Origin of the sequence: Lentibacillus sediminis (genome assembly GCF_002763455.1) — a bacterium.
Classification (GTDB): Bacteria; Bacillota; Bacilli; order Bacillales; family Amphibacillaceae; genus Lentibacillus_D; species Lentibacillus_D sediminis_A.
In genome coordinates this window covers 1-26465 of sequence record NZ_NIXK01000003.1, presented here as the reverse complement: position 1 = coordinate 26465, position 26465 = coordinate 1, and the positions used below count along the sequence as shown (strand labels likewise).

At 44.7% G+C, this 26465-nt stretch carries 23 protein-coding genes, 14 tRNA genes, 2 rRNA genes and 2 pseudogenes; 11 read left to right on the top strand and 30 right to left on the bottom strand.

Features of this window, described 5'->3' with window-relative positions; translation table 11 throughout:
• Nucleotides 1–55: 55 nt before the first annotated feature.
• Entirely contained in the window at nucleotides 56–616 is a 561-nt protein-coding gene (locus CEG13_RS07285) for a hypothetical protein (protein WP_100011223.1), read from the bottom strand.
• Between the two features lie 108 nt (nucleotides 617–724).
• Between CEG13_RS07285 and CEG13_RS07280 the strand changes: the two genes are divergently transcribed.
• Both CEG13_RS07280 and CEG13_RS07275 read left to right on the top strand, forming a co-directional pair.
• Nucleotides 725–1177, top strand: coding sequence for a DinB family protein (locus CEG13_RS07280; RefSeq protein WP_100011222.1), 453 nt, complete (start codon nucleotides 725–727; stop codon nucleotides 1175–1177).
• The gene (locus CEG13_RS07275; RefSeq protein WP_100011221.1) at nucleotides 1178–2311 is read left to right on the top strand and encodes an NAD(P)/FAD-dependent oxidoreductase; all 1134 of its coding nucleotides are present in this window, start codon (nucleotides 1178–1180) and stop codon (nucleotides 2309–2311) included. It abuts the gene before it with no gap.
• A 282-nt stretch (nucleotides 2312–2593) separates the two neighbouring features.
• On the opposite strand, the gene CEG13_RS07270 is transcribed toward CEG13_RS07275, so the two are convergent.
• Nucleotides 2594–3010, bottom strand: coding sequence for a universal stress protein (locus CEG13_RS07270; RefSeq protein ID WP_100011220.1), 417 nt, complete (start codon nucleotides 3008–3010; stop codon nucleotides 2594–2596).
• 140 nt (nucleotides 3011–3150) lie between these two features.
• Nucleotides 3151–4611, bottom strand: coding sequence for a SulP family inorganic anion transporter (locus CEG13_RS07265; protein ID WP_100011219.1), 1461 nt, complete (start codon nucleotides 4609–4611; stop codon nucleotides 3151–3153).
• Nucleotides 4612–4863: 252 nt separating this feature from the next.
• On the opposite strand from CEG13_RS07265, the gene CEG13_RS18725 reads away from it, so the two are divergent.
• Complete coding sequence (locus CEG13_RS18725; RefSeq protein ID WP_158234658.1) at nucleotides 4864–5010, top strand: hypothetical protein; 147 nt, start codon at nucleotides 4864–4866, stop codon at nucleotides 5008–5010.
• A gap of 109 nt (nucleotides 5011–5119) precedes the next feature.
• Here CEG13_RS18725 and CEG13_RS07260 read toward each other — a convergent pair whose 3' ends face one another.
• The 3 genes from CEG13_RS07260 to CEG13_RS07250 all read right to left on the bottom strand — a co-directional run bounded on the left by CEG13_RS07260 (nucleotide 5120) and on the right by CEG13_RS07250 (nucleotide 8533).
• Nucleotides 5120–5794, bottom strand: a complete 675-nt coding sequence (locus CEG13_RS07260; RefSeq protein ID WP_100011218.1) for a hypothetical protein — start codon at nucleotides 5792–5794, stop codon at nucleotides 5120–5122.
• A gap of 157 nt (nucleotides 5795–5951) precedes the next feature.
• Nucleotides 5952–6596, bottom strand: coding sequence for a YczE/YyaS/YitT family protein (locus CEG13_RS07255; RefSeq protein WP_100011217.1), 645 nt, complete (start codon nucleotides 6594–6596; stop codon nucleotides 5952–5954).
• A gap of 146 nt (nucleotides 6597–6742) precedes the next feature.
• Nucleotides 6743–8533: a putative bifunctional diguanylate cyclase/phosphodiesterase gene (locus CEG13_RS07250; RefSeq protein WP_100011216.1), complete on the bottom strand. Its 1791-nt coding sequence runs from the start codon at nucleotides 8531–8533 to the stop codon at nucleotides 6743–6745.
• Between the two features lie 794 nt (nucleotides 8534–9327).
• Between CEG13_RS07250 and CEG13_RS07245 the strand changes: the two genes are divergently transcribed.
• Nucleotides 9328–9585: a transcriptional regulator SplA domain-containing protein gene (locus CEG13_RS07245; protein ID WP_100011215.1), complete on the top strand. Its 258-nt coding sequence runs from the start codon at nucleotides 9328–9330 to the stop codon at nucleotides 9583–9585.
• Nucleotides 9578–10606: a spore photoproduct lyase gene (splB, locus tag CEG13_RS07240; RefSeq protein ID WP_100011214.1), complete on the top strand. Its 1029-nt coding sequence runs from the start codon at nucleotides 9578–9580 to the stop codon at nucleotides 10604–10606. The genes CEG13_RS07245 and splB overlap by 8 nt, the downstream gene beginning before the upstream one ends.
• A 43-nt stretch (nucleotides 10607–10649) precedes the next feature.
• Here the strand turns inward: splB and CEG13_RS07235 are convergent.
• Nucleotides 10650–11042, bottom strand: a pseudogene (locus tag CEG13_RS07235) (TIGR02328 family protein).
• Between the two features lie 361 nt (nucleotides 11043–11403).
• On the opposite strand from CEG13_RS07235, the gene CEG13_RS07230 reads away from it, so the two are divergent.
• Nucleotides 11404–11676 (top strand): hypothetical protein, encoded by a 273-nt coding sequence (locus CEG13_RS07230; RefSeq protein ID WP_100011213.1) that lies wholly within the window; start codon nucleotides 11404–11406, stop codon nucleotides 11674–11676.
• 81 nt (nucleotides 11677–11757) lie between these two features.
• Here CEG13_RS07230 and CEG13_RS07225 read toward each other — a convergent pair whose 3' ends face one another.
• The 6 genes from CEG13_RS07225 to CEG13_RS07200 all read right to left on the bottom strand — a co-directional run bounded on the left by CEG13_RS07225 (nucleotide 11758) and on the right by CEG13_RS07200 (nucleotide 17198).
• Nucleotides 11758–11979: a hypothetical protein gene (locus tag CEG13_RS07225; RefSeq protein ID WP_143469654.1), complete on the bottom strand. Its 222-nt coding sequence runs from the start codon at nucleotides 11977–11979 to the stop codon at nucleotides 11758–11760.
• Nucleotides 11980–12005: 26 nt separating this feature from the next.
• Entirely contained in the window at nucleotides 12006–12377 is a 372-nt protein-coding gene (gene qoxD / locus CEG13_RS07220; protein WP_100011211.1) for a cytochrome aa3 quinol oxidase subunit IV, read from the bottom strand.
• Between the two features lies 1 nt (nucleotide 12378).
• Complete coding sequence (gene qoxC, locus CEG13_RS07215; RefSeq protein WP_100011210.1) at nucleotides 12379–12984, bottom strand: cytochrome aa3 quinol oxidase subunit III; 606 nt, start codon at nucleotides 12982–12984, stop codon at nucleotides 12379–12381.
• A 2-nt stretch (nucleotides 12985–12986) separates the two neighbouring features.
• Nucleotides 12987–14924, bottom strand: a complete 1938-nt coding sequence (gene qoxB, locus CEG13_RS07210; protein ID WP_100011209.1) for a cytochrome aa3 quinol oxidase subunit I — start codon at nucleotides 14922–14924, stop codon at nucleotides 12987–12989.
• Nucleotides 14925–14953: 29 nt separating this feature from the next.
• Entirely contained in the window at nucleotides 14954–15895 is a 942-nt protein-coding gene (qoxA, locus tag CEG13_RS07205; protein ID WP_100011208.1) for a cytochrome aa3 quinol oxidase subunit II, read from the bottom strand.
• 244 nt (nucleotides 15896–16139) lie between these two features.
• Nucleotides 16140–17198, bottom strand: coding sequence for an LLM class flavin-dependent oxidoreductase (locus CEG13_RS07200; RefSeq protein ID WP_100011207.1), 1059 nt, complete (start codon nucleotides 17196–17198; stop codon nucleotides 16140–16142).
• A gap of 333 nt (nucleotides 17199–17531) precedes the next feature.
• Between CEG13_RS07200 and CEG13_RS07195 the strand changes: the two genes are divergently transcribed.
• The 5 genes from CEG13_RS07195 (at nucleotide 17532) to CEG13_RS07175 (ending at nucleotide 22801) form a co-directional block, all read left to right on the top strand.
• Nucleotides 17532–18383, top strand: coding sequence for a DegV family protein (locus tag CEG13_RS07195; RefSeq protein WP_100011206.1), 852 nt, complete (start codon nucleotides 17532–17534; stop codon nucleotides 18381–18383).
• Between the two features lie 177 nt (nucleotides 18384–18560).
• Nucleotides 18561–20276: an IS1182 family transposase gene (locus CEG13_RS07190; protein ID WP_100011205.1), complete on the top strand. Its 1716-nt coding sequence runs from the start codon at nucleotides 18561–18563 to the stop codon at nucleotides 20274–20276.
• 369 nt (nucleotides 20277–20645) lie between these two features.
• The gene (locus CEG13_RS07185) at nucleotides 20646–21194 is read left to right on the top strand and encodes a GbsR/MarR family transcriptional regulator (protein WP_338033006.1); all 549 of its coding nucleotides are present in this window, start codon (nucleotides 20646–20648) and stop codon (nucleotides 21192–21194) included.
• Between the two features lie 11 nt (nucleotides 21195–21205).
• Entirely contained in the window at nucleotides 21206–21862 is a 657-nt protein-coding gene (locus CEG13_RS07180; protein ID WP_100011203.1) for a cysteine hydrolase family protein, read from the top strand.
• 9 nt (nucleotides 21863–21871) lie between these two features.
• The gene (locus CEG13_RS07175) at nucleotides 21872–22801 is read left to right on the top strand and encodes a glycine betaine ABC transporter substrate-binding protein (protein WP_239984590.1); all 930 of its coding nucleotides are present in this window, start codon (nucleotides 21872–21874) and stop codon (nucleotides 22799–22801) included.
• 644 nt (nucleotides 22802–23445) lie between these two features.
• On the opposite strand, the pseudogene CEG13_RS19350 reads toward CEG13_RS07175, so the two are convergent.
• The 17 genes and pseudogenes from CEG13_RS19350 to CEG13_RS07085 all read right to left on the bottom strand — a co-directional run.
• Nucleotides 23446–24674: pseudogene (locus CEG13_RS19350) on the bottom strand (IS91 family transposase); the annotation flags it as partial.
• 158 nt (nucleotides 24675–24832) lie between these two features.
• Nucleotides 24833–24914: transfer RNA gene (locus CEG13_RS07160), tRNA-Leu, on the bottom strand.
• 13 nt (nucleotides 24915–24927) lie between these two features.
• Nucleotides 24928–25001, bottom strand: a tRNA-Cys gene (locus CEG13_RS07155).
• Between the two features lie 14 nt (nucleotides 25002–25015).
• Nucleotides 25016–25090 (bottom strand) — tRNA-Gly (locus CEG13_RS07150).
• 3 nt (nucleotides 25091–25093) lie between these two features.
• Nucleotides 25094–25168, bottom strand: a tRNA-Gln gene (locus CEG13_RS07145).
• A 10-nt stretch (nucleotides 25169–25178) separates the two neighbouring features.
• A tRNA-His gene (locus CEG13_RS07140) sits at nucleotides 25179–25254 on the bottom strand.
• A gap of 12 nt (nucleotides 25255–25266) precedes the next feature.
• A tRNA-Trp gene (locus CEG13_RS07135) sits at nucleotides 25267–25340 on the bottom strand.
• Nucleotides 25341–25347: 7 nt separating this feature from the next.
• Nucleotides 25348–25432, bottom strand: a tRNA-Tyr gene (locus CEG13_RS07130).
• Between the two features lie 28 nt (nucleotides 25433–25460).
• A tRNA-Phe gene (locus CEG13_RS07125) sits at nucleotides 25461–25536 on the bottom strand.
• A gap of 20 nt (nucleotides 25537–25556) precedes the next feature.
• Nucleotides 25557–25633 (bottom strand) — tRNA-Asp (locus tag CEG13_RS07120).
• 6 nt (nucleotides 25634–25639) lie between these two features.
• Nucleotides 25640–25716 (bottom strand) — tRNA-Met (locus tag CEG13_RS07115).
• A gap of 12 nt (nucleotides 25717–25728) precedes the next feature.
• Nucleotides 25729–25804: transfer RNA gene (locus CEG13_RS07110), tRNA-Val, on the bottom strand.
• A 6-nt stretch (nucleotides 25805–25810) separates the two neighbouring features.
• Nucleotides 25811–25885: transfer RNA gene (locus CEG13_RS07105), tRNA-Glu, on the bottom strand.
• A gap of 15 nt (nucleotides 25886–25900) precedes the next feature.
• Nucleotides 25901–25992: transfer RNA gene (locus tag CEG13_RS07100), tRNA-Ser, on the bottom strand.
• A 1-nt stretch (nucleotide 25993) separates the two neighbouring features.
• Nucleotides 25994–26068, bottom strand: a tRNA-Asn gene (locus tag CEG13_RS07095).
• 17 nt (nucleotides 26069–26085) lie between these two features.
• Nucleotides 26086–26201, bottom strand: a 5S ribosomal RNA gene (rrf, locus tag CEG13_RS07090).
• A gap of 145 nt (nucleotides 26202–26346) precedes the next feature.
• A 23S ribosomal RNA gene (locus tag CEG13_RS07085) occupies nucleotides 26347–26465 on the bottom strand; the annotation flags it as partial.

Genomic DNA, 26465 nt, shown 5'->3' with positions numbered 1-26465 from the left:
CAAAACCACTCCCCCTATAATTGACATACAAACAACATACGATACTTAATGAATATCAAGTTCGTTCATTATACCAGCTGATAATCTTGTTTCGGATTTCCGGATCATCGACTTCTTCTGCGCTTGCTGCCTGGACATTGGCAACCTTCACCTTTGTCCCTTCATCTGTCTGCAATTTTACCACACAATAGCCATACATCTGTGATGGCAGCAGTTCAAGAATTGCTGAACCGGCATACAGTTCATAGATTTTCCAGACATCTTTCTCTTCCAGTTTCCACTCTGAAGCCTGCTGCGCTGGCTCTTCGTTTGGCTGCGACACTTGTTGCTGCGGTAGAGTCCCAGTTCCGGCAGGCATGACTACTTCCACCTTTTTGTGTTTAATCCGGTACAAAACCCGGATGATTTCGGCCATGCCGATCAGCAGCATTCCGTTAATAAACCGGTCACTCATCATAAAAAAGAACTGCCTCCAGTCCGTTTCCTGATCAATATTGCTCCCCTGCATACCGACCCCATATGGTATCTGGGACATAGCATAAGCATGAAAAGTGCCGATAACAATGAACAGCACTCCTGCCCCAAGCAAAATATTAGCAATCCAATTTCCTTTCATTTCTCTCTCCCCCTCCCTTCTCTATTCTACATCCATCTCCTGTTTTCCTGTTAACTATTTTACATTTTTTCTGTCAGATTTTATAGTAGAGGTAAGGAGGTTTTTTACATGACAGAGCGAATTCCATTTACACGTCAGACTTTTTTGGCGTTTGTCCGCGACTTGGACGAGGCAACTGCAGATAAAGAGGCTGCATATTTTAACAACACGATCCGCTGGCATGTTGGCCATGTGCTGGTAACTGCCGAGAGCCTGCTGTTTGGTTTTCCGCAGCACTCAGACAATCTCCCGGAACAGTATCAGGCGATGTTTGCCACCGGAACGAAACCTGCTGATTGGACAGAAGAACCGCCGACGCTGAAGAAATTAGCGCAGGAACTCGAGGAACAGCAGACCCGGATGGAAGGTTTGTCTGCGGATTTCTTTGGCCAAGAACTCCCTTTCAGCCTGCCATTCGGTGATTTTAAAACTTATGGGGATATTCTGGAAATGCTTCTGCAGCATGAGAGTGAGCATTTGGGGAAAATGAAAGCAATGAAACAAGTAGTCACCAAGAAATAAATGGCTAAGAAATTTATTGTTATCGGCGCAGGGATTTTAGGCGCGACCACAGCTTATCAGCTAGCTAAAAGCGGGGCAGATGTTACCATCGTAGACAGACAGGATAAGGGCCAGGCCACAGATGCTGCTGCAGGCATTGTCTGTCCCTGGCTGTCCCAGCGCCGCAACAAGGCTTGGTACCGGCTGGCAAAAGGCGGAGCTAGAATTTACCCGGGAATCATAGCTTCCCTTGCCGATGACGGCGAGACTGACACAGGCTATGCACGTGTCGGTACGGTTCGCTTACATACAGAGGAGAAAAAAATGACGGCAATGCGCGACCGGGCCATCAAACGACGGGAAGATGCACCGGAAATTGGCGACATCTCATTATTGGACTCGCAGCAGACAAGAAAGCTGTTCCCTCCTCTCAGTGATGCCTATGGCGCGGTTCACGTCAGCGGCGGAGCGCGGGTTGATGGCAGAAAAATGCGTGACGCATTGCTCCGCGGGGCAAAAAAGCATGGTGCAGAGTTCATTGCTGGAGAAGCTGAGCTTTTGCGTGAGGGAAATCGCATTACCGGTGTAGTAGCTGGGAATGAAACACGGAAAGCGGATGCGGTCATAGCTGCCTGTGGTGTGTGGATGAATAAATTATGTGCACCGCTGGGTGTGAAATTTTTAGTAACTCCGCAAAAAGCTCAGATCATGCATCTTGAGCTGCCGGAGAAGCAAACAGCCAACTGGCCTGTCGTGATGCCGCCCGATAATTCCTACATGCTTGCTTTTGAGCATGGTCGCATCGTCGTCGGATCCACTCACGAAAATGATGCCGGGCTGGACGGTCGTGTGACTGCTGGCGGCGTGAAGGAAATTTTGACAAAGGGACTGGGAGTGGCACCGGGGCTGGCGGATAGCGCAGTACTGGAAACAAGAGTCGGCTTCCGGCCATTCACCCCAGGCTTTCTACCGGTGATCGGACTGCTCCCCGGATATGAAGGGCTGCTTGTTGCCAATGGCTTGGGAGCATCCGGCCTGACGATGGGGCCGTATATCGGAACACAGCTCGCCCGACTTGCGCTTGGCGAGTCGTTGGAAATCGGCTTGGCGGATTATGATGTGGGTGGTGCTGTTGAAATGGGTGAGGGGTTTTGAGGTTTTTGGAATGGGGTGGGCATCTCTCGATCTAATTTATCACTCGCCCGATTTCGGTTCTCTACTGCAAAACTGGCAGAATTAGCCCTCGGAATGCTTTAGAGAAGCGTCCTCTCGTGTAAATCCGGTTGAATGAGTCCTCGAGATGTCGTAGAGAGATGCTCTTTCCTGCATAACATCACGCTCGCCCAATTCACCCATTCCCGCACCACACCCACTACCTTCCGCCCCCGACACAAGAAAGGCTGTCCCCTCACCAGAGGGGCAGCCTTTCATTCACCACTATTTCACAATCAGCACAGGGCATGCCGCGCGCTTGGCCACTTTATGACTGACGCTTCCCAGAATCAGCGTTTGCAGATTGTTCAAGCCGCGGCTCCCAATCACTACACAGTCGAACTCCCGCTCATTGGCGAATTCTACTATTTTCGGCCCAGGGTCGCCATGTAAGATATGTGTACCGAAAACGACACCAGAGGCCAGCAGTTCATCTCTTACAGGTTTGATTTTTTCTTTGCGTTTCTTTTCAACTTCAAATTTATCGGTGGCATGCAGGACATCCTTCTTAGCAGTATCTCCGTCCACCACATAGACAGCATCCACTGTTCCGCCAAACTTCTCCGCCAGCTCAATCGCATATTTCACTGAGCGTATCGAATGTTCGGAACCATCCACTGCCAGTAAAATCCGCTTAAACATATCCTCCACCCCACCAGCAATTCGTTTTCTCTCATTCTACCATAAAGCGAAGCGGCGTACAGCTATGAACCAGATTAACATCCTGTGCACTTGCCCGCATGGCTTTTCGTCCAGCAAGACGACTCCGTATTTGCACTCAATCAATGACCAGAAGCGTTAGACAACCCGCCAATACGGTTTTTCAGCTGCTTGCTTGCCTGATTCAGCCCGGTATACTCCACTTCGATCCCGTTCTGGGCAAATTTCATCTCAATTTTATCCAGCGCGCCGACCGCAGAGTCATCCCATAAATGAGCATGGGTTAAATCTATCTCCACTTGTTTCACAGAATCTGCAAAATGAAACTTTTTCGGGAAATCACTGACAGATGCAAAGAACAATTGCCCTTCCACTTGATAGACTCGCTTTTGCATGCGCATATCCAGTTCCTCTGTCACTTTCACCTTCGAAATTTTTGCCGCAAAGAAAATCGCGCTCAGCAGGACGCCTGCCAGAACACCGATGGACAGATCATGGGTGATGAGTACAATCGTCACGGTTGTCACCATGACAGCAGCATCGGTTCTCGGGAGTTTATGCAGATTTTTCACCGAAGACCAGTCAAATGTGCTGATGGCCACCATGAACATGACGCCTGCAAGTGCCGCCATCGGAATTTGCACGACGAACCCGCCAAGCACAACGATCAGAAACATCAGGAACACTCCTGCGACAAATGCAGAAAGTCTTCCGCTCCCGCCGGATTTCACATTGATGACCGACTGACCGATCATCGCACAGCCTGCCATTCCGCCGAAAAATCCGGACACGATGTTGGCAATCCCCTGCCCGCGGCTTTCTTTGTTTTTGTTACTTTCCGTGTCCGTCATATCATCCACAATATTGGCGGTCAGCAGGGATTCCAGCAAGCCAATCACCGACAGGGACAGCGCATATGGAAAAATAATCATCAGCGTCTCCCATGTCAAAGGAATGGACGGAATCAAAAATACCGGCAGTTGCTGGGCGATGCTGCCCATATCTCCGACAGTACCAACACTCAGGTTTCCAAACACGGCGATTGCAGTTATCACAATAATCGCCATAAGGGTGGATGGTACTGCTTTGGTAAGCCGGGGGAAAAGATAAATAATTGCCAGTGTTGCCCCGACCAATGCATACATTACCCATGTTTCTCCTACAAAATGAGGGAGCTGGGCGGTAAAAATCATAATCGCCAGCGCATTGACAAACCCGACCATCACCGAACGCGGCACGAATTTCATCACTTTTGCCAGCTTAAATATACCAAATAAAATTTGCAGGATTCCCGTCAGGATCGTTGCAGCAAGCAAATACTGCAGTCCATGATCGGCAACCAGATCCACCATCACGAGCGCCATCGCCCCTGTCGCTGCAGAAATCATCCCCGGTCGTCCGCCGACGATCGAAATAACCACAGCAATACAGAAGGAGGCGTACAATCCGACCATTGGATCCACACCCGCAATAATCGAAAAGGCAATCGCCTCCGGAATCAGTGCCAGTGCGACCACGATTCCGGCAAGCACATCTCCTTTTACATTGCCAAGCCAGTCCTGTTTTAATTGTTCTGCTTTCAATACACTACCTCTTTCTCTATATATTTTTCAGGCTCCATCAGCCTGATCCGAAGTCAACCAACATATCATACCACACTCCGGATCGTTGTAAAAATCCCATGGAAACGTATACATTGAGCATATCCTCTGTTTCTCTTCTGCTTTCTCGCTTTTAAAGCATAAATCCACAGCAAGCCCGCTCAGAGGTTAAAATTTATTTACAGGGATGACAAATTTTGCTAAGCTTATGCTATCTGGCAGGAGGGGATTCGTTTGAAAGGCAAAGTGGCAATTCTGATTATCATTTTACTAACATTAGCCGGGGGCTTATTGGCATGGTTCTGGATGCAGCATCTTCTTGACAATTATGACTTATCCTCCACAGCGCTTGCTCTCAAGCAGTTTTCATTCCGTCTATAACTGGGGAGCGTACCCTGTTTTTCTTCCTTCATTTCTTCCCATCCCTTGACAAAAACAAGACGGATGCAACGCTTAGATAACTTCTCGATCAGCTGTCTCTGTTTCAGATTCATTGAGAATCACCAACCGATTCAAGTGTCATGGTAATCATAGATGGATAGAGTTGCGGGTTAAACCGGTAGTGCGGGGATTCGTGGTGTTTCTCAAAATAAGGGGTAATCTTTTCAATCACTGAGGCAGCTTCCTGTTCGGGAATGTGAAACAACTTGCCTGGTGAAATGTATTTCCCATGTCCGATAGGGATAAGCAATCCGCTGATCAGCTCGCCCCGCTTGGGGGTCTGAAAGTTCTTTTGGAACAAAGTTATTAGCTTGGTGCTTTGTTCAAACACATCTTTAAAAACAAATACCCTTCCGCTAATGCTCTCATCGTCCTCTACTCGATAGAATCCCGGATTCAGATACATCCAGCTTGCAAGCATTTCCTGAAAGTACGCAGGCTTATTTCTCCACTTATGCTTATTCAATTGCAAGTATCGCTGGAAAATGGTCAACCCTTCTGAACCTGAGGGCGAACAGAACACCTTCCACCAGACGAGTGTCGGGTAAATCCTATCCTTATACTCCTCTCTCACGTCCATCCCCCCGACAATTTCTTCTGCAGCATGCTTGATTGGCCTGTCAAACCGGGTGATGGAAAAATAAACCACTTCCTCCAGCACATGAAACAGATCATTCCGGACCTTTTCCGTAAAATAAACGGTGTTATCTGTTTTTACTTTCAACGCGTTTGCCTCCTTTCCTGCTATTCTAGCACGTCTGTAGGAATAGCGCAGAAGCCAAAAATGAATTTTGCCGCCCTCTCCCCATAGAGAAATCGTATATTTCCATAGAGAAAATGGCAGAACCAGGCTTGTTGCCGGCCGTAAAATACAAAATTAGCTATGCGCTTGATTTTTCATAGTATTTTTTGGGGAATCTTTCCTCGAACGCTGCAATCACCTTTCTCCCTTTTAAGAGAGATGCCTGAAATATCGGGCTTTGAATAAATGTAAAAATAAACGTAAAGATGAACACAGGTCCCCCGAGCAAGAGCCCAATCAGCAATACAGATGTTTCTGTGATGATCCTAATTCGGCCTATCGGCTGCCCGAGCTTATCCGAGATTGACAGCATAAAACCGTCGCGCGGTCCTGATCCTACACCGGCTGCATTATATACCCCGCCGCCAATGCCCATCAGGACAATGCCCATGATAATGATGAAATAATCCGGCCATGAGTTGGTTGCCTCGGGAAGAACATCAAGCCATAAATAAAGATCAACGAATGCGCCGACAAGCACGGCATTCAAAAATGTACCAATTCGGATGTACGATTTATCCAGCACCCAGGAGATGAGAATGAGAACAAAGGAAATAATAATTGCCCATGAGCCTATCGAAAGCCCGACCTTTTCAAAAAGAGCCACATTGAGCACATCCCACGGGTGAATGCCTAAATGCTGTACCTTGATTGCCAGACTGATTCCCAAACTGAACAGAAGCAGCCCGAATATGTATGTAGACCATCTGATTGTGAACATCATTGCTGTCAACCTTCTTTCTTTATGCTGCTTAACCAATCATACCAGATAAAAGCCTTTTGCATATAGCAGTCCGCTTGGAGAAATTCGGGCAGAAAAACAGACAGGCATCTGCACCTGTCCGTTAAGCACATTCTATGGGACTGTTGTTAAACAAGTGAAGAGGATTGCTCCTCCAGCAAATTTTCCACTTCTTCCACTGGCATCGGCCGGTAAAACAGAAATCCTTGGGCTTGCTCGCATTTTTTCCCTTTTAAGAATTCATACTGCTGTCTGGTCTCCACCCCTTCAGCCACAATATTCAGCCCCATATCTTTTGCGAGCGTTATAATCGCCGTAATAATTGCCGGATGATTGGAGTCATCAGAGAGGTCCTGCACAAAAGACTGATCGATTTTTAATGTATGTATCGGATATTTTTTCAAGTAATTCAACGAGCTATATTCTACCCCAAAGTCATCAATGGCAATCTTCACACCAAGTTTCACCAGTTGATCGAGGATTTGCTCTGCACGATAAACATTATTCATTGTCATATGCTCTGTCACTTCCAGCTCAAGATATTCCGGCTCCAGCGCGGTATCTGCCAGCACTTCTGTGACTGTTTCCACAAAATGTTCCCCGTGAAATTGCCTCGAGGAGACATTGACCGATATTTGCAGCTGATCATACCCCCGTTCCTGCCAGGCCTTCGTCTGGGCACACGCCATTCTTAGCACTTTTTCCCCAAGCTGCACAATCAGCCCGGTTTCTTCTGCCAATGGAATGAACTGATTTGGCGGAATCATACCCAGTTCGGGATGACACCAGCGCACAAGTGCCTCCAGTCCAACGACGTTTTCCGTCTCTATCTCAATTTTCGGCTGGTAATAAACAACAAATTCATTTTCCTCAATCGCTCGTCGCATATCTTTTTCGAGCTTGATTTTTTGCTCATCCTCGCTGTCAATCTTCTTGCTGTAAAACTTATAATTAGAGGTGCCGCGCTCTTTAGCCGAGTACATTGCCATATCTGCCCTTCTCATCAGGGATTCCATGTCATTGCCGTGGTCCGGATACTGAACCATTCCAATGCTCGTCGACACAAACAATTCATGTCCGTCAATCTCAATTGGTTTACTAAAAATTTCCATGATATCCTCTGCCATCCGGACACCAGATTCTCTCCCCGGAACATCAGGCATCAGCAGGTTAAATTCGTCCCCGCCCATCCTTGCGATCATATCATACGGACCCAGCAGTTCTTTTAAACGTCCCGCTGCAGCATACAGCAGCTTATCGCCAAAAGAATGTCCCAGCGTATCATTGATCATTTTAAATCGGTCGAGATCGAGCAGCATGAGAATAAGCTTCGCCCCATTTTCTTCCGCATTTTTAAGCTCGGTCTTCATTTGTTTTTCAAAATATCTTCGGTTTGGCAGCTCTGTTAAATCATCATGGTAAACCAAATGGCTGATTTGTATCTCCGCCCGTTTCCGTTCTGAAATATCGCGGATAATCCCGCTGAAATAAATGTCCTTCGCAATCGACCAGGTGGATAAAGACAGTTCAATCGGTATACGGCTTCCGTCTTTGTGGAGTCCTTCCAGTTCCACGGCTTTTCCAACGACCTTTGCTTCCTTTGTCATGAGGAAGCGTTTAATTCCTGCTTCCTGAGCGTTGCGCATATGTTTCGGAATAATCATCGTCAGCTTTTTGCCTAGTACTTCAGCTTCCTGATATCCGAAGATCCTGCTCGCCCCTTGGTTCCAGGCAATAATCACGGATTCACTGTCGGCAGATATAATGGCATCATTCGCTGAATCAATGACAGCATGGAATTTCTCTTTTTGTTCCTGCAATTCGCGCTCCAGCTTCTGATATTTGTCCGCATTTCTCGAGGAAATAAACCAAAAGCCAAGCATCAGAAACAAGACAGCCGCAATTATTAATGTGTTCATCACAGAACCTCGCTTATTACCATGGGATAATTACAACTTTCTTCCTAAATCTTGCACTATTTAACCATTTTCTATCATCATCAAACCTAGCAAGAACAGATTTTTTTCTGGCTCAGCGCATAACCGCTATTCTGAATTAATTATAGCACAACTGCTCCAAATAAAATGGATAATTTACAGGCAAATAGCAGAAACTTTGATTTTTTCATGCAAGAAAGTTCTCTTATTGAAGGCTGTTTTTCTAAGGATTGGGACTCGTCCCATCGAAAAACTTTGGCTGTGTTTTTATCAACAATATCTATAGACTGTGAATTAACTCCTCCCGCTCCGGAAATACCCCTCGCTTTCCGCGGGCGTCTGGTGAGCCTCCTCGCGCTGTCGCGCTGCGGGGTCTCACCTATGACTATGATCCCGCAGGAGTCTCGGGGTATTTCCTCCGCTACAGGTGTACTCTTAAAGTCCATCAGCAGCTATCCACTCTGTAGATGGTTGATTGGAGCGGAGGGTATCCGACTCCTGCGGGATGAAAAGCATAGGCGAGACCCCGCAGTGCGCTAGCACAAGGGGGCTCGGCAGCTTCCCGCGGAAAGCGGATGCCCGCAGCGGAAATCAACGAGCACTCTGTCGCATGTTTCCGCAACAGTGAAGTGTAGCTAGAGTCGCAGTTTCCATCAACTCTGAAATAAACTCACCGAAAGTGTCTTTCAAAAAATGCTTGCACCAACCAAGCTTTTTCATAAACTCCCGGTACTTGAGCATAATGACAGTAAACAAATAGGAAGTATGGTGAAGAAATGAATATCAATGAAACCTACCAGCCAGGGGAAATTGTTTATATTATTATTCGCAACCCCCATGCCCAGGATGTTGCCCATGTGCAGCAGGCCGCAGTTGTGGAGAATCCCGACCAGGAAGGAGAACTGGCATTGTTTATCCATGAGACTTATTTTCCCCTGACAGAGGAATTTGCGGTATACAAAACAGCAGAAGAAGCGGAGGAAGCTTACGAGATCGCATTTGGGCTGCCGGAGGATGAGAATTATTATGGTTAAACCGTTTGTCCCACAACTTGTGTATGTCGAACCGAGGGCAATGGAATACCCGCTTGCCAAAGAAATGATTGCGAAATTTGAAAAGATGGACATTGAAATACGGGAGACCACCTCGCATAATCAAATCAGGAATTTGCCAGGGGATAATCATTTTCAGAAGTACCGGACTGCCAAATCCACATTGGTGCTAGGTATCCGCAAAACCTTGAAATTTGATACGTCAAAGCCTTCAGCGGAATATGCCATTCCGTTTGCGACCGGCTGTATGGGACATTGCCATTACTGCTATCTGCAAACGACAATGGGCAGCAAACCTTACATCCGATCCTATGTCAATGTGGATGAAATTTTTGATGCCGCGGAAACGTATATGAAAGAGCGTGCCCCGGAAGCTACACGCTTTGAAGCATCCTGCACCTCTGATATTGTTGGCGTCGACCATCTGACCCACACTTTGAAGCGCGCCATTGAGTATTTCGGCAAATCCGAGCATGGCAAGCTACGGTTTGTCACCAAATTCGCCCATGTGAATCATCTGCTGGATGCCAGGCATAATGGTCGGACACGCTTTCGTTTCAGCATCAATGATGAATACATTATCAAGTATTTTGAGCCGGGCACCTCCCGCCTGCATGAGCGGATCGAAGCGGCAGTCAAAGTGGCGGAAGCGGGTTATCCACTTGGCTTTATTGTAGCGCCAATTTACTTGCATGATGGATGGAAACAGGGATATCACGAAATGTTTGAGAAACTGGAAGCAGCCCTGCCGAGAGCGGCAAAGAAGAATTTGACCTTTGAGATGATCCAGCATCGTTTCACCAAACCTGCCAAACGGGTGATTCAGCAAAATTATCCCATGACCAAGCTGGAACTTGACGAATCAAAGCGAAAATGGAAATGGGGACGGTATGGCATCGGCAAATATGTGTATCAAAATGAGGAACAGGAAGAGATAAAAGATACACTGGGCAGTCATATTCACCACTATTTTCCGGAAGCTAAAATCGAGTATTTTACGTAATCCTGAACTGCCTGAAGCTCATCACACATGGCTTCAGGCAGTTCTACTTCCATTCGGAGAGATCAATCCCTTTTTGCCTTAGGTTAAGAAGACACTCATGCAGATAAGCATCCGTATGCTCCGGGTACAATGGCCGTCCATCAATCCGCTCCACCTCTTTCTCATGCAGGCTGGCTTCATCATGTCTCCCGCAGCTCCTCCCCCGATACATGGGGTCTTCCCAGTTCGGGTCAACCTTGTAACCACGCTTTTTCATCTCTTCCATTACCAGCTCGTGATAAAGAAACAGGCGATAGGGTGAATAGGCAAACACATAGTCCATCGTCGCATGCTTTTTCCCCCAGCCTCATCCTCTTAATGCACAGCATTCCCGATGCTGCCCCAACAGCTGCTGCCGTGGTAAATATGGTATGAGCTTTTCATGCCAAAGCCGCATTGTTTTCCCCCCTTATGTTTACAATCATACCCTTCCCGGGAAAGATAAACATAAAGTGAAACTTCATTCAGTGGGACGCTTTCCCCCACTGAATGTTAGTTGAACCAATCGGGCTTTTACAGGCAGTTTATCTCCCACCTAAGTATTCGGCCTAGTTCTATTTTTGAGATGGGAGATTTACTGCCTGTTAATCTGCGATAAATCAGGCATTATACATTTACTTCCAGATATATAAATCAGAAGTCAGACATAAAATAAAGCACAAAAAGTGAATTTTATGTGTCAATTTCAGGAAAGATTTGTTACAATATATATAAGCAACCGTTTTCATGATTATAAAAGCAATTAGGAGATGATTTCAATGGGTGTCACCCTTATGTTTATGCTGCTTGCAACCTTGACACCGTTTCTGTTCATTCGGTTAGGGAAAAGATTATACGCAATTATCCAGTCCGTTCTTCTCGTCGGCATGTGGCTGTATTTCTTCGCAGTGATGTTCCAGACACCGCCTGCACCATTTTCGTTCTCCTGGACGATGTTCTACGCAAGCCTGATTGTCGCAGAAGTGGCCTGGGTAATGTTTATCATTAGCGAAGTCAAGCAAGCGCAATATAAAAGAAGCAGACTACAGTAAATAACGAAAAGAAACCCCCTCTTTCTAGTTGAAAAGAGGGGGTTTTTATATTGTATATATAAACAGCGATCTTAGCCGTCTCTAACTGTCCTCAGGCTCAAGCTGCATATCAAACAGCTGATACACTGCCAGGATAAAGGAGAAAAGGGCAATCAGCGAAAAAATGAGTTTTGGTGAATATCCCGAATAAAAGGCTGCCCAAAGCGAAACTCCTGCCAGCATGATACACAGCATAAAGCCAGCCATCGGTTTCCACGGTGTGCGTGCCGCTGCGTCTCCATTTACATTATTATTATTATTCAAGTTCATCACATACCTTTACATTTAGATCAATGCCCACTATGGTCTTTCTGCATTTCCTGCTGCTCTTCATGCTGATGATTACCTTCGCCATCATGATCATGCGTAAAGCCAAAGGACATGGTGAACAGCGAGCCGGAAACAATAATGGTTGCTACCACAAAGCTGTGGAACATCATATTCCATGGAGCATGGCCCACGCCTTTTGTTTCCACCATATGCATGAACATAAATAACTGGATGCCTGCCTGGATGACAGCGAGCAGCATGATGGCTGCAATGATCCAGATGACCGGCAGATCTGACCCGAGTGCCGCCCAGACTGAAAGCAATGTCAGGACAATCGACAGTAGAAAGCCGATCAGGTGCTTAATTGGATATTTTCCAGATTCTTTTGCCATACTACACCACCATCCCTATCAAATACACACTCGTAAAGATGAAGATCCAGATCACGTCAAGGAAATGCCAGTAAAGACTGACAATAAATACTTTGTTGCTGGTAACCGCAGTCAGCCCGCGCTGTTTAAGCTGAATCAACAGCAAAATAACCCAGCCAATACCAAGCGTTACGTGCACTCCATGTGTGCCTGCCAGCACATAAAAGGCGGACCAATAAGAACTGGACTGCATGGTTGCACCTTCATGCGAATAATGCACAAACTCGTAAATTTCAAATCCAAGGAACGCCAGCCCGAGCACAATCGTGATAATCAGCCAGGTGATCAGCCCTTTCACTGTTCCTTCCCGCATATTATGAATGGCAACACCGCAAGTGAAGCTGCTTGTCAAAAGCAGAAAGGTCATCACAAGCACGATCCCCGGCTGGAATAATTCTCCCGGAGACGGTGCGTCCGCCGTCCTGCCAAATAACACGGCATAGGTAGCAAACAATGTTGCGAACAAAGCAATTTCCGCAGCAAGGAATATCCAAAACCCGGTAATATTCATTTGTCCCTCATGGGTGCGGTATTCCAGAGGTCCAGCATTTAATTGGTTTTCACTCATGTTTATAACCCCCTTGCCGCGCGTTCAGTGCGTTTGATTTCGTCCACTTCAATATGATGGCCGTCATCGTAATCAAAGGAGCGGATGATCATCATCACCAGGCCGCCGATCAATCCGATAACTGCCAGAGTGATCCATTCAAATACGAGGAAAAAGCTTGCGAAGAAAAGAATCCCCATCATGATAAACGGCTTCCCTGTATTGTTCGGCATATGGATCGGTTCCAGGTTTTCCTCATCAAAGGTTGTTTTGCCTTTTTCCTTCATTTCCAGGAAGGCATCATGTGTATTTACCTGTGGAACGGTGGCGAAATTGTATGCCGGTATTGGCGTAGGTGTGGCCCATTCCAGCGTTCTTCCGTAGCCCCACGCATCACCACTTATTTCCCGCTCACTGTAGCGGTAGCTGTAGTAAATACAGTAGACAAAGATAGCAAATGCCAGTCCCATCATGAATGCACCCATCGTGGAGATGAAATTAAGCGTGAACCATTCCGGTGTAATGGTGAAAATCCGTCTTGCCATCCCGTCCAGCCCTAGGAAGTACTGCGGGAAGAAACAGACATGGAATCCAATCAGGAACAGCCAAAAACTCCATTTCCCGATGCGTTCGTTCAATTTGTGTCCAAACATTTTCGGATACCAGTAGACCAGTCCGGCAAAGCAGGCAAAGACAGTACCCGGAATCAATACGTAATGGAAATGCGATACCAGGAAGTACGTATTATGGTACTGGTAATCTGTCGCTGCCATACCGAGCATCACCCCGGTCACCCCGCCAATCACAAAACTCGGAATGAACGCCAGCGACCAGAGCATCGGCACGGTCAAAACAATCCGCGATTTATACAGGGTTGCCAGCCAGTTGAATATTTTCACACCCGTAGGCACCGCGATAAGCATTGTCGTAATCGAGAAGACCGAGTTGACAAATGCACCTGCACCCATAGTAAAGAAGTGGTGCACCCACACAAGGAAACTCAATCCCGCGATCAGGATAATCGACCAGACCATCGCGTTATAACCAAATAACCGTTTTCGGGCAAACGTGGCAATGACCTCGGAAAAGATACCAAATGCCGGCAGAATTACGATATACACTTCCGGGTGTCCCCACATCCAGAACAGGTTGGCCCACATCATCGGCATCCCTTCCCCTGTCAGTGTGAAAAACTGGGAACCGAAAATCCGGTCAATCGTCATCAATGCCAACGCTACTGTCAAAATCGGAAAAGCAAAAACGATAATAAATGATGTGATAAATGTAGACCATGTAAAGATCGGCATTTTGAATAACGTCATGCCTGGTGCACGCATTTTTAAAATGGTCACCATCAGGTTAATCCCTGTCGCCAGGGTACCAATCCCGGACAGCTGCAGTCCCATTAAGTAAAAGTTTTGCCCAGGACCCGGGCTCATCGCCGCACCGGCAAGCGGTGTGTAGCTGGTCCAGCCAGCATCAGGCGCTCCGCCGATAACAAACGAAATATTAAACAGCATGGCACCGAAGAAAAAGGACCAGAAACTCAGCGCATTAACAAATGGAAAAGCAAAATCTCTCGCCCCGATTTGCAGCGGGACAATAATATTCATTAACCCAATCAGAAACGGCATGGCCATAAAGATGATCATGACCGTTCCATGGGTCGTAAAAATTTCATCATAATGCTGCGCGTTCAAAAATTGCATGTTCGGGAAAGCCAGCTGTGTACGCATCATCAGCGCATCCGCTCCGCCGCGGAACAGCATGGCCAGCGCACTCAGGATGTACATAATCCCGATTTTTTTATGATCGACCGTTGTCAGCCATTCGCGCCACAGCCATCCCCATTTCTTAAAATAGGTCAATATAAAGAGGATGGCGGATGTTACGAGCGCGATAGCAACCATACCCCCATAAATCAGCGGTTCACCCGTAACGAAAAATTCATCCAATTGCATACTTGTTCACCTGCTTTCCAATCTTACTGCTATTCATTTTCAGATATCCAGCCTGGGCCAGGCACATTCTCAATATGCAGTGTTTCGTCGTAAGCATTCCTATGTCGGATGATGGAATAATCACGTCCGGCATTCGTGCCATGATCAACCCACTGCAAATGTGTGGAAGAAAATGTCATTTCTTCTACTAAGCTAGGCTTGAGCAACGAGTCATATTCATCCTGTGTCAGCTCAGGCGCTTGTTCCTGTGTCTCTTGCACCCATGTATCGAATTGTTCTTGAGGCTGGGCTTGCACTTCAAAGGTTTGTGCGGTGAAGCCTTCACCATTAAAGTTGGCATTGCGCCCATTATATGTACCGGGCACATCCGCCTGCAAGTAAAGAATATTTTCCATTCCCGCCATGCCATACTTCTGTCCGCCCAGCCGCGGAATCCAGAAGGACGCCATTGAATCCGCCGAAGACAGGTGGAATTCAATCGCACGGTCTGTCGGAATGTGCAAATAATTGACTGTTTCAATACCCTGCTCCGGATAACTGAAGAACCATTTCCAGTCCGCGGAAGTTGCATAAACCACCAGTGGCTCCTTATCCGCACTGGACTCTGGCGGCTTCTCCAGCTCAAACAGGGTCGTCACTGTCGGAATGGACAAGGCCGTCACAATGATAATTGGAATCACCGTCCAGACCACTTCAATCAGTGTATTGCCATGAAGATTCGGCTTATAGTCCTCGTCTTTCCGGTTCGGCTTATTATCACGGTATTTGAAGACCATGACCCCAAAAGCCACAAAGACGACGATAATAATTCCAAACATAAAATATAAAGAATATATCATTAAATCTTTCTGGCTCTGGGCAACCGGACCTGCCGGATCAAGCACCGCCAGCTCGCACCCGCTCAAGAATACAATAAAACCTAACGGCACGAGCGCCAGCCACTTCTTAAAAGGATGTCGTTGTTGATTCATTCGAAAACACTCCTGCACTCACAAAATTAATGCGGTTATCCTGTACTACTCACAGCATATACCCGTTATTCTAACAAATGAAGCAGAAATATGGGAGTAACTTTACACTTTTTAATACAATGTTCAATTTTAGATAGGGAAATCTGCAACAAAATGTTCAATATTGGGAGCGGTTGCAGGATGAAAGCTTTTTTTGAACTTGGAAAAGCAGAGATGGCTCGGGAGCTTCTCTGCTTTTTAGTATTTATTTTTTCGCCGTATATTTCTTAACAGCCGGCAAGATTTCCGTTGCGATGATTTCAATATTTTTCCTAAACTTATTAAATGGCATGCCGCCAAAATCAATTTGTGCAATATAGCGCTGATGGCCAAAAACTTCATGCTGGTAAAGGATTTTCTCAATAATCTCCTGCGGGCTGCCGATATTCATGACACTATCCTTGCTCGCACCATGCTCAAAACCTCTTCTCGGGAAGCCTTGCCCGTTTGTCCGCTTCATTCCTTCATTAATATGCGGATACATCTCCTCAATGGCCTGCTGGGAGGATTCTGCAGCATAGAAAAAGCCGGCTGTTGCAAGCGGCAATTCGGCTGGGTCATGTCCACCCTGTTTAGCTGCCTCCCTGTAAGCATCCACCGTCCGTTTAAAACTGGATACAGGTCCGCCCAAATGAGCCATAAACATCGGTACCCCGGCATACCCTGCCTTCATTGCACTGGCAGGTGTGCCGCCAACCGCACGCCAAATCGGCATTGAACCATTCTGCGGACGCGGAAGCACTCTTGCGCTTTTTAACGGCGGCCGAAACTCCCCACTCCAGCTCACGACTTCTTCTTCATTAATTTTCCGCAGTAATTCAAATTTCTCTTCATACAACTCTTCATAATAGCGGATATCATATCCCAGCAAATCAAAAAGCCCCACACGGGATGCTCGCCCGGCAACAATTTCCGCCCGCCCCCTGGAAATGAGGTCAAGGGTCGCAAAGTTTTCATACACACGCACAGGATCCGAAGTGCTGACAATCGTCGAGGAGCTGGCTATCTTTATATTCTTCGTCGCCTGCGCAATCGCGGATAGAACTACCGCATGCGCCTGTGTCGCAAAAAACTCCTGGTGACTTTCCCCCACACTGAAGAAATCCAGCCCCGCCTCATCCGCTAGTTTTGCATACTCAATAATCTCATGAATCCGCTCTTCAGCGGAAATTCTTTTTCCAGTCGCAGGATCTGGTAAATGATCTCCTAATGTATAAATGCCAAATTCTAATCCTTTATCCGGGTCGATGCGATATTTTTCCATTTATGTTGTCACCTTTCTTTTTTGAAGCTTGGTTTTATTATAGGGGATATGATGGTGGATGGTAAGCGAAGGGGGTTGGAAACAGTCATATTAAAAAGCCAATGCATGTTCAATTTAACACGCATTGGCCTTTGACACGGCATTAACAAAAAGAAATTAATTCTATATCCCACTCTTCTTGCCACCTAACTTGTCTCGGTATCTTCATTATAATTCTTTTTCATAAACAAGCCAACATATTTCAAAAAATTCATGTATCCTTTCTCGCATTTCATGTATAGTTAGAGTAATACACAAATACGCAGCTTCATTATATAGAAATGGGGGAAATGAATGAGAAAAATTATTTTATCGACAGAAAGCGGAGCGGATTTACCAGAGGATTTAGCAACAAAACATAATGTCCAAGTTGTTCCCATGCACGTCATCATGGATGGTGAGGATTATTTAGATGGTTCCCTGCCCGTAAAGGAGATTTACGACTATTATGACCGTACGAAAAAGATACCAACTACAACGTCAACAAATTCCCATGAATATCATGATTTTTTCACAAAGATAAATGCAGATTTTCCCGAATGCATCATCGTTCATATTGGCTATACGTCAAAGGCCTCTTCTTCCTTTCAAAATGCAGTAATTGCATCAGAAGAATTCGACAACCTTTTTCTCATCGACGCTTTGAATGTTACAGGTGGATTAACTGCCATTGTGATGTATGCTGTTACCCTGCTAGAGCAAGAACCTGGGATCGAGCCTAGTCATTTAGTAGAAAAAATTGAATCCATCATTCCTAAATCAAAACTTGCGTTCGTACCAGGCAGCTTGGAATTTTTGCGAGCTGGAGGACGCGTAAGCAATACAGCATATCTCGGAGGTGCTTTGTTAAAAATTAAACCGCGAATCGAACTAATCGATGGAAATCTTGTTTCAAACAAAAAATACCGTGGGAAAATGAACAGATTATCCGAAAAGCTTATACGTGACTTTTTCAATCAATACGACATTAATCGGGATCAGCTTTATTTAATCTACTCTATCGGTCTCGATGAAGCGATTAAGCAGCGGATGAATGAAATCGCAGCAGAGCATGGTTTCCTAAACATAAAATGGATGCAAGCAGGGGCAATGATTTCTACACATTCGGGGCCTGGTGGTTTTGGGATTGCGGGAATAGAACATTAATTTGTAAGGAAAAAATATAAAAAGATGGGGGCTGGGACAAAACTCCAGTAAATTAAAAAATAAGCGTGGTACTTCACTAATTCATACTAGTGGGTACCACGCTTATTTTTAGTAAACAAAAAGGATACCTTCTGATAAAATTAAAGTAACGACACAATAACTATCGGAGGTATCCTTATGTTTAAACATTATACCATGAATCAAGTCATTTTGCCGATGGATTTGGAAATTAAATTACAAGAAAATGATATTGCTTATGCTGTACATCATGCCGTGGAGAATATACCAGAGGAAGCATTCGCTGGACTTTTGCGTGAAACAGGCTGCCCTGCCTACAACCCACGGATGATGATGAAGGTTATTTTGTGTGCTTACACGCAATCGGTTTTTTCCGGCAGAAAGATCGAGGCGATGGTGAAAGACAGTGTGCGCATGATGTGGCTCGCTCAAGGATATGAGCCAAGTTATCGCACCATCAATCGCTTCCGTGTCCACCCAGAGACCAAAGAATTACTGCGTCAGTGCTTCGTGCAATTCCGTTGTCAGCTGGTGGAAGAAGAACAAATTGATGAAGAAGCGATTTTTATTGACGGAACCAAGATGGAAGCGAATGCCAATAAGTTTACGTTCGTATGGCGAAAGTCGACGGAAAGACACAGTGCCAATCTGGTGGAAAAGTCCAACCAAATGTATGAGGAATTATTGGAAAAAGAAATTATTCCAGAAATCGAACGGGAACGTCAGAAAGAACTATCTACGAAGGAACTCCAAGAAGTAGTAGAGAAGCTGGATGACGAGGTAGAAACATACGACAAACAAATAGAAGCGAGTGATGACGGAAGCGAACGGAAACAGCTTCGCTCGGACCGTAAAGCGACGAAACAATATCACAAACAATTCAAGGATTATGTAGCACGCAAACAAAAATACCAAAACGATATGAAAATTTTCGAAGAGCGCAACAGCTACTCGAAGACAGATCATGATGCCACTTTCATGCGGATGAAAGATGACTATATGAGGAACGGCCAATTAAAAGCAGGTTATAATGTGCAGGTTGCGACAGAAGGTCAGTATGTGCTCGCTTATGATGTCTTCCCAAACCCGACCGATACACGTACCTTCATCCCATTTCTGGATAACATTGAGGAAAATTTCTTTAAGCTGCCGAAGCATATCGTCGCTGACGCAGGGTATGGAAGTGAACAAAACTATGAAGATGTCATGGAAAACCGAAAGCGCATCCCGCTGATTACTTATAACCAGTATCGAAAAGAGAAGAAAAAGAAACACAAGAATAACACTTTCCATCCCGCCAATTGGGAATATAACGAAGAAGACGATACATTCACCTGCCCCAATGGCAAACAATTAATGTTCAGCTACATGTCCAAACGAACAGACAAATACGGGTTTACACGAACGTTTAACGTCTATGAGTGTGAGGACTGTTCTGGCTGCCCATTGCGTTCCCAATGCACCAAGGCGAAGGAAGGAAACAATCGAAGAATCTATTATAACGAAAAATGGGAACACCAAAAAGAATATATTAGGCAGCTGCTTTCGGAAGAAGAAACTGGTGAAATCTACGGCAAACGTAAAATTGATGTGGAACCAGCCTTCGGATTTCTGAAGGCTAATTTGTGCTTCACTCGCATGTCGGTGAGGGGTGAAGAGAAAGTAGAAAATGAATTAGGATTTGCCTTCATGGCGGTAAACTTGAGGAAGTATACCGCCATGAAGAGCAATCAACCAATAGATAATGAAAATAATCCAACGAAAAATGGTTCCGATCATCAAAAACCGATGATCGGAACCATTTTTAGGTTATTTCTGGCTGGTTATGTCCCAGCCTCTATCAGATTTCCTCAGCTTCCTATGCAGCTACCATAAAGTCCCCAGGTTGTTAATAGATAGTAAGATAGTATTACTTCAAGATGTTGTTCTCGCTTTTTTTATACGTCGAGAAATTCATTTTCCAGCACATCGTCATACACCAAGACATGTCCATTTTCCATTGTTTCATAATACTTCTTATATAAAATTTCCATTAGGGCTCCATCCATTTGCAAAGATTTATCTGGGTGAGTAATTACATATAAAAAGAAGAAGCACAACAAGCAGAATAAATCTGTCTGTTGTGCCTTCTGTCGTGCAAAACTTCCCATTATCTCCTTTTAAAAGCCGTTCCCATGTTTTAGTTGACTTTAAAATTTAATTAGTTTAATATGTTTAATATAAATTAAAATCACTAGAAAAAGGGTGATTCTATTGTCCAACGAGCAAGAAACAATGGATCAAGCTAGAGACATGATGATTAGTGCGATTGCTCAATCCATGGTTATCTATGGGGTGACCCCATCTATTGGTCGAATATACGGTGTTCTATATTTTTCCTCAGAACCATTGACCCTTGATGAAATTAAGGATCAAGTTGCAATGAGTAAAGCGAGTGTAAGCAATGGAATGCGAGAACTGCAAGAGACAGAAATGGTCACAAAGGTTTGGAAAAAAGGGGACCGAAAAGATCATTATATTGCAGAGAAAGATTTTTTAAGGAATTTCATGACGTACTTTATAAAAAAAATACGCCAAGAACGTAATTTGATCATGAAGGCAGCAGAACAAGTTGAGCCTATTTTAGAAGATGTAGCAAATCATACAACTGATCAATATGTAAAAGAAAAGGCACAGGAAGACCTTGCACTAATTAAAGATTCTTACCGATATTTTGATTGGACAATGCGGCTTGCAAATGCAATGGAATCTGGGGAGGTATTTAACTATTTGCCTAAAACACCGGAAGAATAAGGAGATATGACATGAACAAACAAAACACTGCCTTGGTGCTCATTGATCTTCAAAAGGAAAGTAATTTTGGACTTGAACAAATGGACCAAGTAGTTACCAATGCAAAACAACTGATTGACGGGTTCCGAGCACAAAACATCCCTATTATTTATACTCGTCAAATTAATCGAGCTGATGGAATTGGTCTTCCCTTAGGCGAACCATTAAACGACGATGGTACACCTTTTTACTACAACACAGCTAACGAAAGCATCGAAATTCTAGATGAAATAAAACCACAAGATGGTGACATCGTCATTGATAAATATCGTTGGAGTGCTTTTTACGAAACGAATCTGGATCTTATACTTAAAAGTCTAAATGTAAAAAACGTTGTCATTGGTGGAGTCGTAACAGATGGTTGCCTATTAACATCTGCGTTTGATGCCTATTTTCGAGATTACAATATCCATCTTGTCAAAGATATCTGTACCGCTTCGAATGAAGGATCCCATATGGCATCACTTATGATGATGGCAAATTGGATATATGCACTTAATATCTATGATACCACGAATATCCTCAAGCGTATGAATGGAGAGAAATATAATTCTTGGAGATCAGATAAAGTCGATTCATTACAGTATAATCCAGAAAATATGCGAGAGATATACAATAAATTCAACTAGGAGGAATTTATGATGAAAAAGTTATTATTGGTTTTTATTACTCTAGTTTTATTGACACTAGCTGCTTGTAGTAATGGCGAAGAAGAAAATAACACAACGAACGAGGAGTCAGCAGCTGATACAACGGAAAATACAACAGATAATGAAGAAAACCAAGAAAAAGGAATTCTTGTTTTTGGTCAAACTCCTTGGACAAGTACTGCACCACCAACACAAATTGCCAAACAAATTTTAGAAGAACAAGGATTTGAGATTGAAGTAGAACATGTTTCCCAGCCAATTATCTGGGATGGTATGAAAAATAAAAACATTGACTTCTTTATGGATGCATGGTTGCCATATACGGAAGCTGCCAGATGGGAAGAGTATAAGAATGATTTAGTGAAAGTATCTACAAGTTATGAAAATGCACAACTTGGTTGGGTCGTACCTTCTTATGTGGAAGAAAACTCCATTGAAGATTTAAAGCAAAACGCAGAAAAATATAATGGAGAAATCGTTACTATTGCTGAAGGCGCAGGTATTGTAGAACTTTCACAAGAATTAATGGCAGGGGAAAATTTAGAAGAACACGGATTTGACCTAACACCTTCAAGTGAAGGAGCAATGATTTCCGTTGCACAAAGTAAAATTAATAATGAAGAGCCTGTTGTATTCACTGCTTGGAGACCACATTCTGTCTTTGCACGTAACGATCTGAAATTTTTAGAAGGTCAAGAAGAGTACTTCAAACCAGATAACGTCTATGTGCTATCTTATAAAGGGATTGAAGAAGAACATCCAGAAGCATATGAGATTTTATCTAACTGGAGCATTTCCATTGATGATGTAGAAACAATGATTAGTAAAAATGAAGAAAACGGTACATCCTTTGAAGACTTAGCAACAGAATGGATTGAAAATAACCGTGATAAAGTTGATCAGATGATCGGAAAATAACAACTCAGCCCTTTGTACCAAGTAATTAAAATACAAAAAACTAAAAAAGAAGTAATCGCGACCGGCCAAGGCATGCGATTACTTCTTTTTAGTATAATCCCTTTGAAATTTTTCTTAAGACCACGGGGTCAGGCCGTTAGTTTTGTTTTTCCATATAGTTTCACTGAATTAAACTTTTCAAAGTACCCAAATCTTGTTTCCAACGAATATCCTTCATCTCACCCATGGTTTTTCATCAGTAATTATTTTTATCCCTTTTATTTTGTTTTTCAGCCCTAAATTGCAATAGTAAATGCAACACCCTTTGTAAAAAACCGCTATATAAGGTTTTCTGTAATTTGTGATGATGGGGCCTAGGCCCCATCATCACAAATTTTTTACGAACGCTTGGGCCGTGATTTGATAGTCTAATATTTTCCTAGAGTGAGTTGCCTAAATAAAGGGCATAAGAAAAACCGGGCAAAAACCGCCCCGTCCTTTTCTCTCCTCCAGATTGTTCACAATTAAATCTTGGTGGAGTTGACGGATCCCCCTCCTTCCATCAAATCAAAATCTCTTACAACGTCATAAGGAATTTCCTCTTCTTCATGACACATCAAACAATGATAATTGATCGACGTCTTCTTCGGTTGTAGATGGTCGATCCCCTTTTTCTTTTTGAGTTTCTTTCGGTTGGTTTGTTCGAGATAAGCAATCATCCTCTCCATATAGCGTCTTGCGTCCGTGGAAAATGCCACTTTTATTTCTAAATTTACCACCCTCCGGACACACTTCTCCCACGTACTCATAATAATTGTCGCAGTGCGGGCATATCATGAGGTCTTTTTGGCCACTGGAAATCACACGCTTTCTCCACGTTTGGCGGCGGAGCGTTTTCTTCACTTTCAATATCCAGCGTCTTTTTCCTTGCTGCCAGGTTGCCAGCAATTTTTAACTTATGCTTTTGCTTCTTCTGGAATAGATGCCATAATAAAGAATCGTTTTGCATTGCTCAACTGGAATATGGCGGATCAAACGGCTGATATATGCTTCTACCATCAGGGTTTTACGCTTCTCTTGTTTATCTTTTTTATCGATATATTTGAATGTCACCGTTTGCCCATCATATGCCTCAATGCGATTGATTCCAATCGCTAGTCGACGCATATAGCGGCCAATGTAGCGCAATTGATCTCTGATTTTCCCTCGTTGTTTTGGTGCATACACATAGAAGCCTTCTCCATTTTCGGAAAAAGCCTTTTGTAAGCGCAGCTGAATCCGCTTCTTTTCTTTTTCAGGTTTCTTCAGATTAGCTTCAATACAATAGTCTGCCATTGCTTCCGAAGCATGTTGAAAGGGAGAAAATCATACCCTTTCCATTTCCCTTTATTCATTATACCTCCCATTGTCACCAGCATATGGACTTGGGGGTTAAAGTTCACTTTCGAACCAAACGTATGTAATCCGGCTATGATACCTGGCTTTAACTTTGCCTTCTTCCCAAAGAAGCCTTGTATCAATTTAGCAGTCTCGTCCATCAATCGCTTTAAGAGATGGCGGTGCAATAAAAATATGTCCCGTAATCCATCGTAAAGATGACATGGCGATGGTTCACTTGTAGGAAATCTTCTGTAAGCAGACGACTCCACTCTTCACTCTCCCCAAGGGAACAGGTTGTACAAAAGCGGTCTTTACATCGGTAAGAAACTTTTCGAACCTCATGGCAGCCCTCGCAAACAAAGAGTTTAAACCCATTTTTCGGATTCCCGCAGTCACGGAATCTTTCTAACCCCTTAATGACTACTGGCCGGATCTTGTCTCCATGTTTTTTTTAAAATGACTCCCAATGCTGGTTTTTATCAAAGAAAATTTGTTTTAAAATGTTTTTCTCCATACATTAAAGCTACCACAGTGGAAAGCACTGTGGTAGGGGTGAGAATTTATACTTTCTTATCTTTTGAAGAAAAGAGGCACAAAATGAAAAGACAGGAATTTAATCCTGTCTTATTCGCTTCGATCACAGTATTTAATTATTTTTGTATTTAGGTTTGATACCGGTGGTCGGGTTCGAACCGACACTCCGTAAGGAACACGATTTTGAGTCGTGCGCGTCTGCCAATTCCGCCACACCGGCATGTAAATAAGTTTGGAGGCGGTAACCGGATTTGAACCGGTGATAAAGGATTTGCAGTCCTCTGCCTTACCACTTGGCTATACCGCCTTATGAAAAAATCATGGAGCGGAAGACGGGATTCGAACCCGCGACCCCCACCTTGGCAAGGTGATGTTCTACCACTGAACTACTTCCGCAAGTGGCTGGGCCACCAGGATTCGAACCTGGGGTACACGGGATCAAAACCCGATGCCTTACCGCTTGGCTATGGCCCAATTAAGCATATGGGGCGACCGGTGGGGATCGAACCCACGAATGCCGGAGCCACAATCCGGTGCGTTAACCGCTTCGCCACGACCGCCATAATGTTAGATGGCAGGGGTAGTAGGAATCGAACCCACATCAAAGGTTTTGGAGACCTTCGTTTTACCATTAAACTATACCCCTATATGAATGGTGGAGGGGGAGAGATTCGAACTCCCGAACCCTGAGGGAGCGGATTTACAGTCCGCCGCGTTTAGCCACTTCGCTACCCCTCCACAGTTAAAATGCAAAAAACTGAATAAATGGTGGCTCGGGACGGAATCGAACCGCCGACACACGGATTTTCAGTCCGTTGCTCTACCGACTGAGCTACCGAGCCTTATTAGATTCAGAAAAAAATGGCGGTCCGGACGGGACTCGAACCCGCGACCTCCTGCGTGACAGGCAGGCATTCTAACCAACTGAACTACCGGACCATATATTGGTTGCGGGGGCAGGATTTGAACCTGCGACCTCTGGGTTATGAGCCCAACGAGCTACCAGACTGCTCCACCCCGCGGTGTAAAGATAATGGTGGAGGATGCAGGGCTCGAACCTGCGACCCCCTGCTTGTAAGGCAGGTGCTCTCCCAGCTGAGCTAATCCTCCATTTATTGGTGACCCGTACGGGATTCGAACCCGTGTTACCGCCGTGAAAGGGCGGTGTCTTAACCACTTGACCAACGGGCCACTTTATATATTAAGTGGCGGAGAGCGAGGGATTCGAACCCTCGAGGCCGCGGTAGCGGCCTACACGATTTCCAATCGTGCTCCTTCGACCACTCGGACAGCTCTCCATGGCTCCACAGGCAGGATTCGAACCTGCGACCGATCGGTTAACAGCCGATAGCTCTACCACTGAGCTACTGTGGAATTTTATGAATTAGATTGCCTGGCGGCGTCCTACTCTTGCAGGGGCAAGGCCCCAACTACCATCGGCGCTGGAGAGCTTAACTGCTGTGTTCGGCATGGGAACAGGTGTGGCCTCTCCGCCATTGCTGCCAGACAAGGAATTCATGTAATGGTCGCTCTAAAAAGAGTGACAACCAATATTATAATCGATTTTGGAGAAAAATCAAGTATAAATACTAATTATGTAAGAATTTACACCCTGAAAACTAAATAAGCGCACACGGAACATCGAAATAATATTAGTTAAGTCCTCGATCGATTAGTATTCGTCAGCTCCACGTGTCGCCACGCTTCCACCTCGAACCTATCAACCTCCTCGTCTTGGAGGGATCTTACTCACTTAATGTGATGGGAAGTC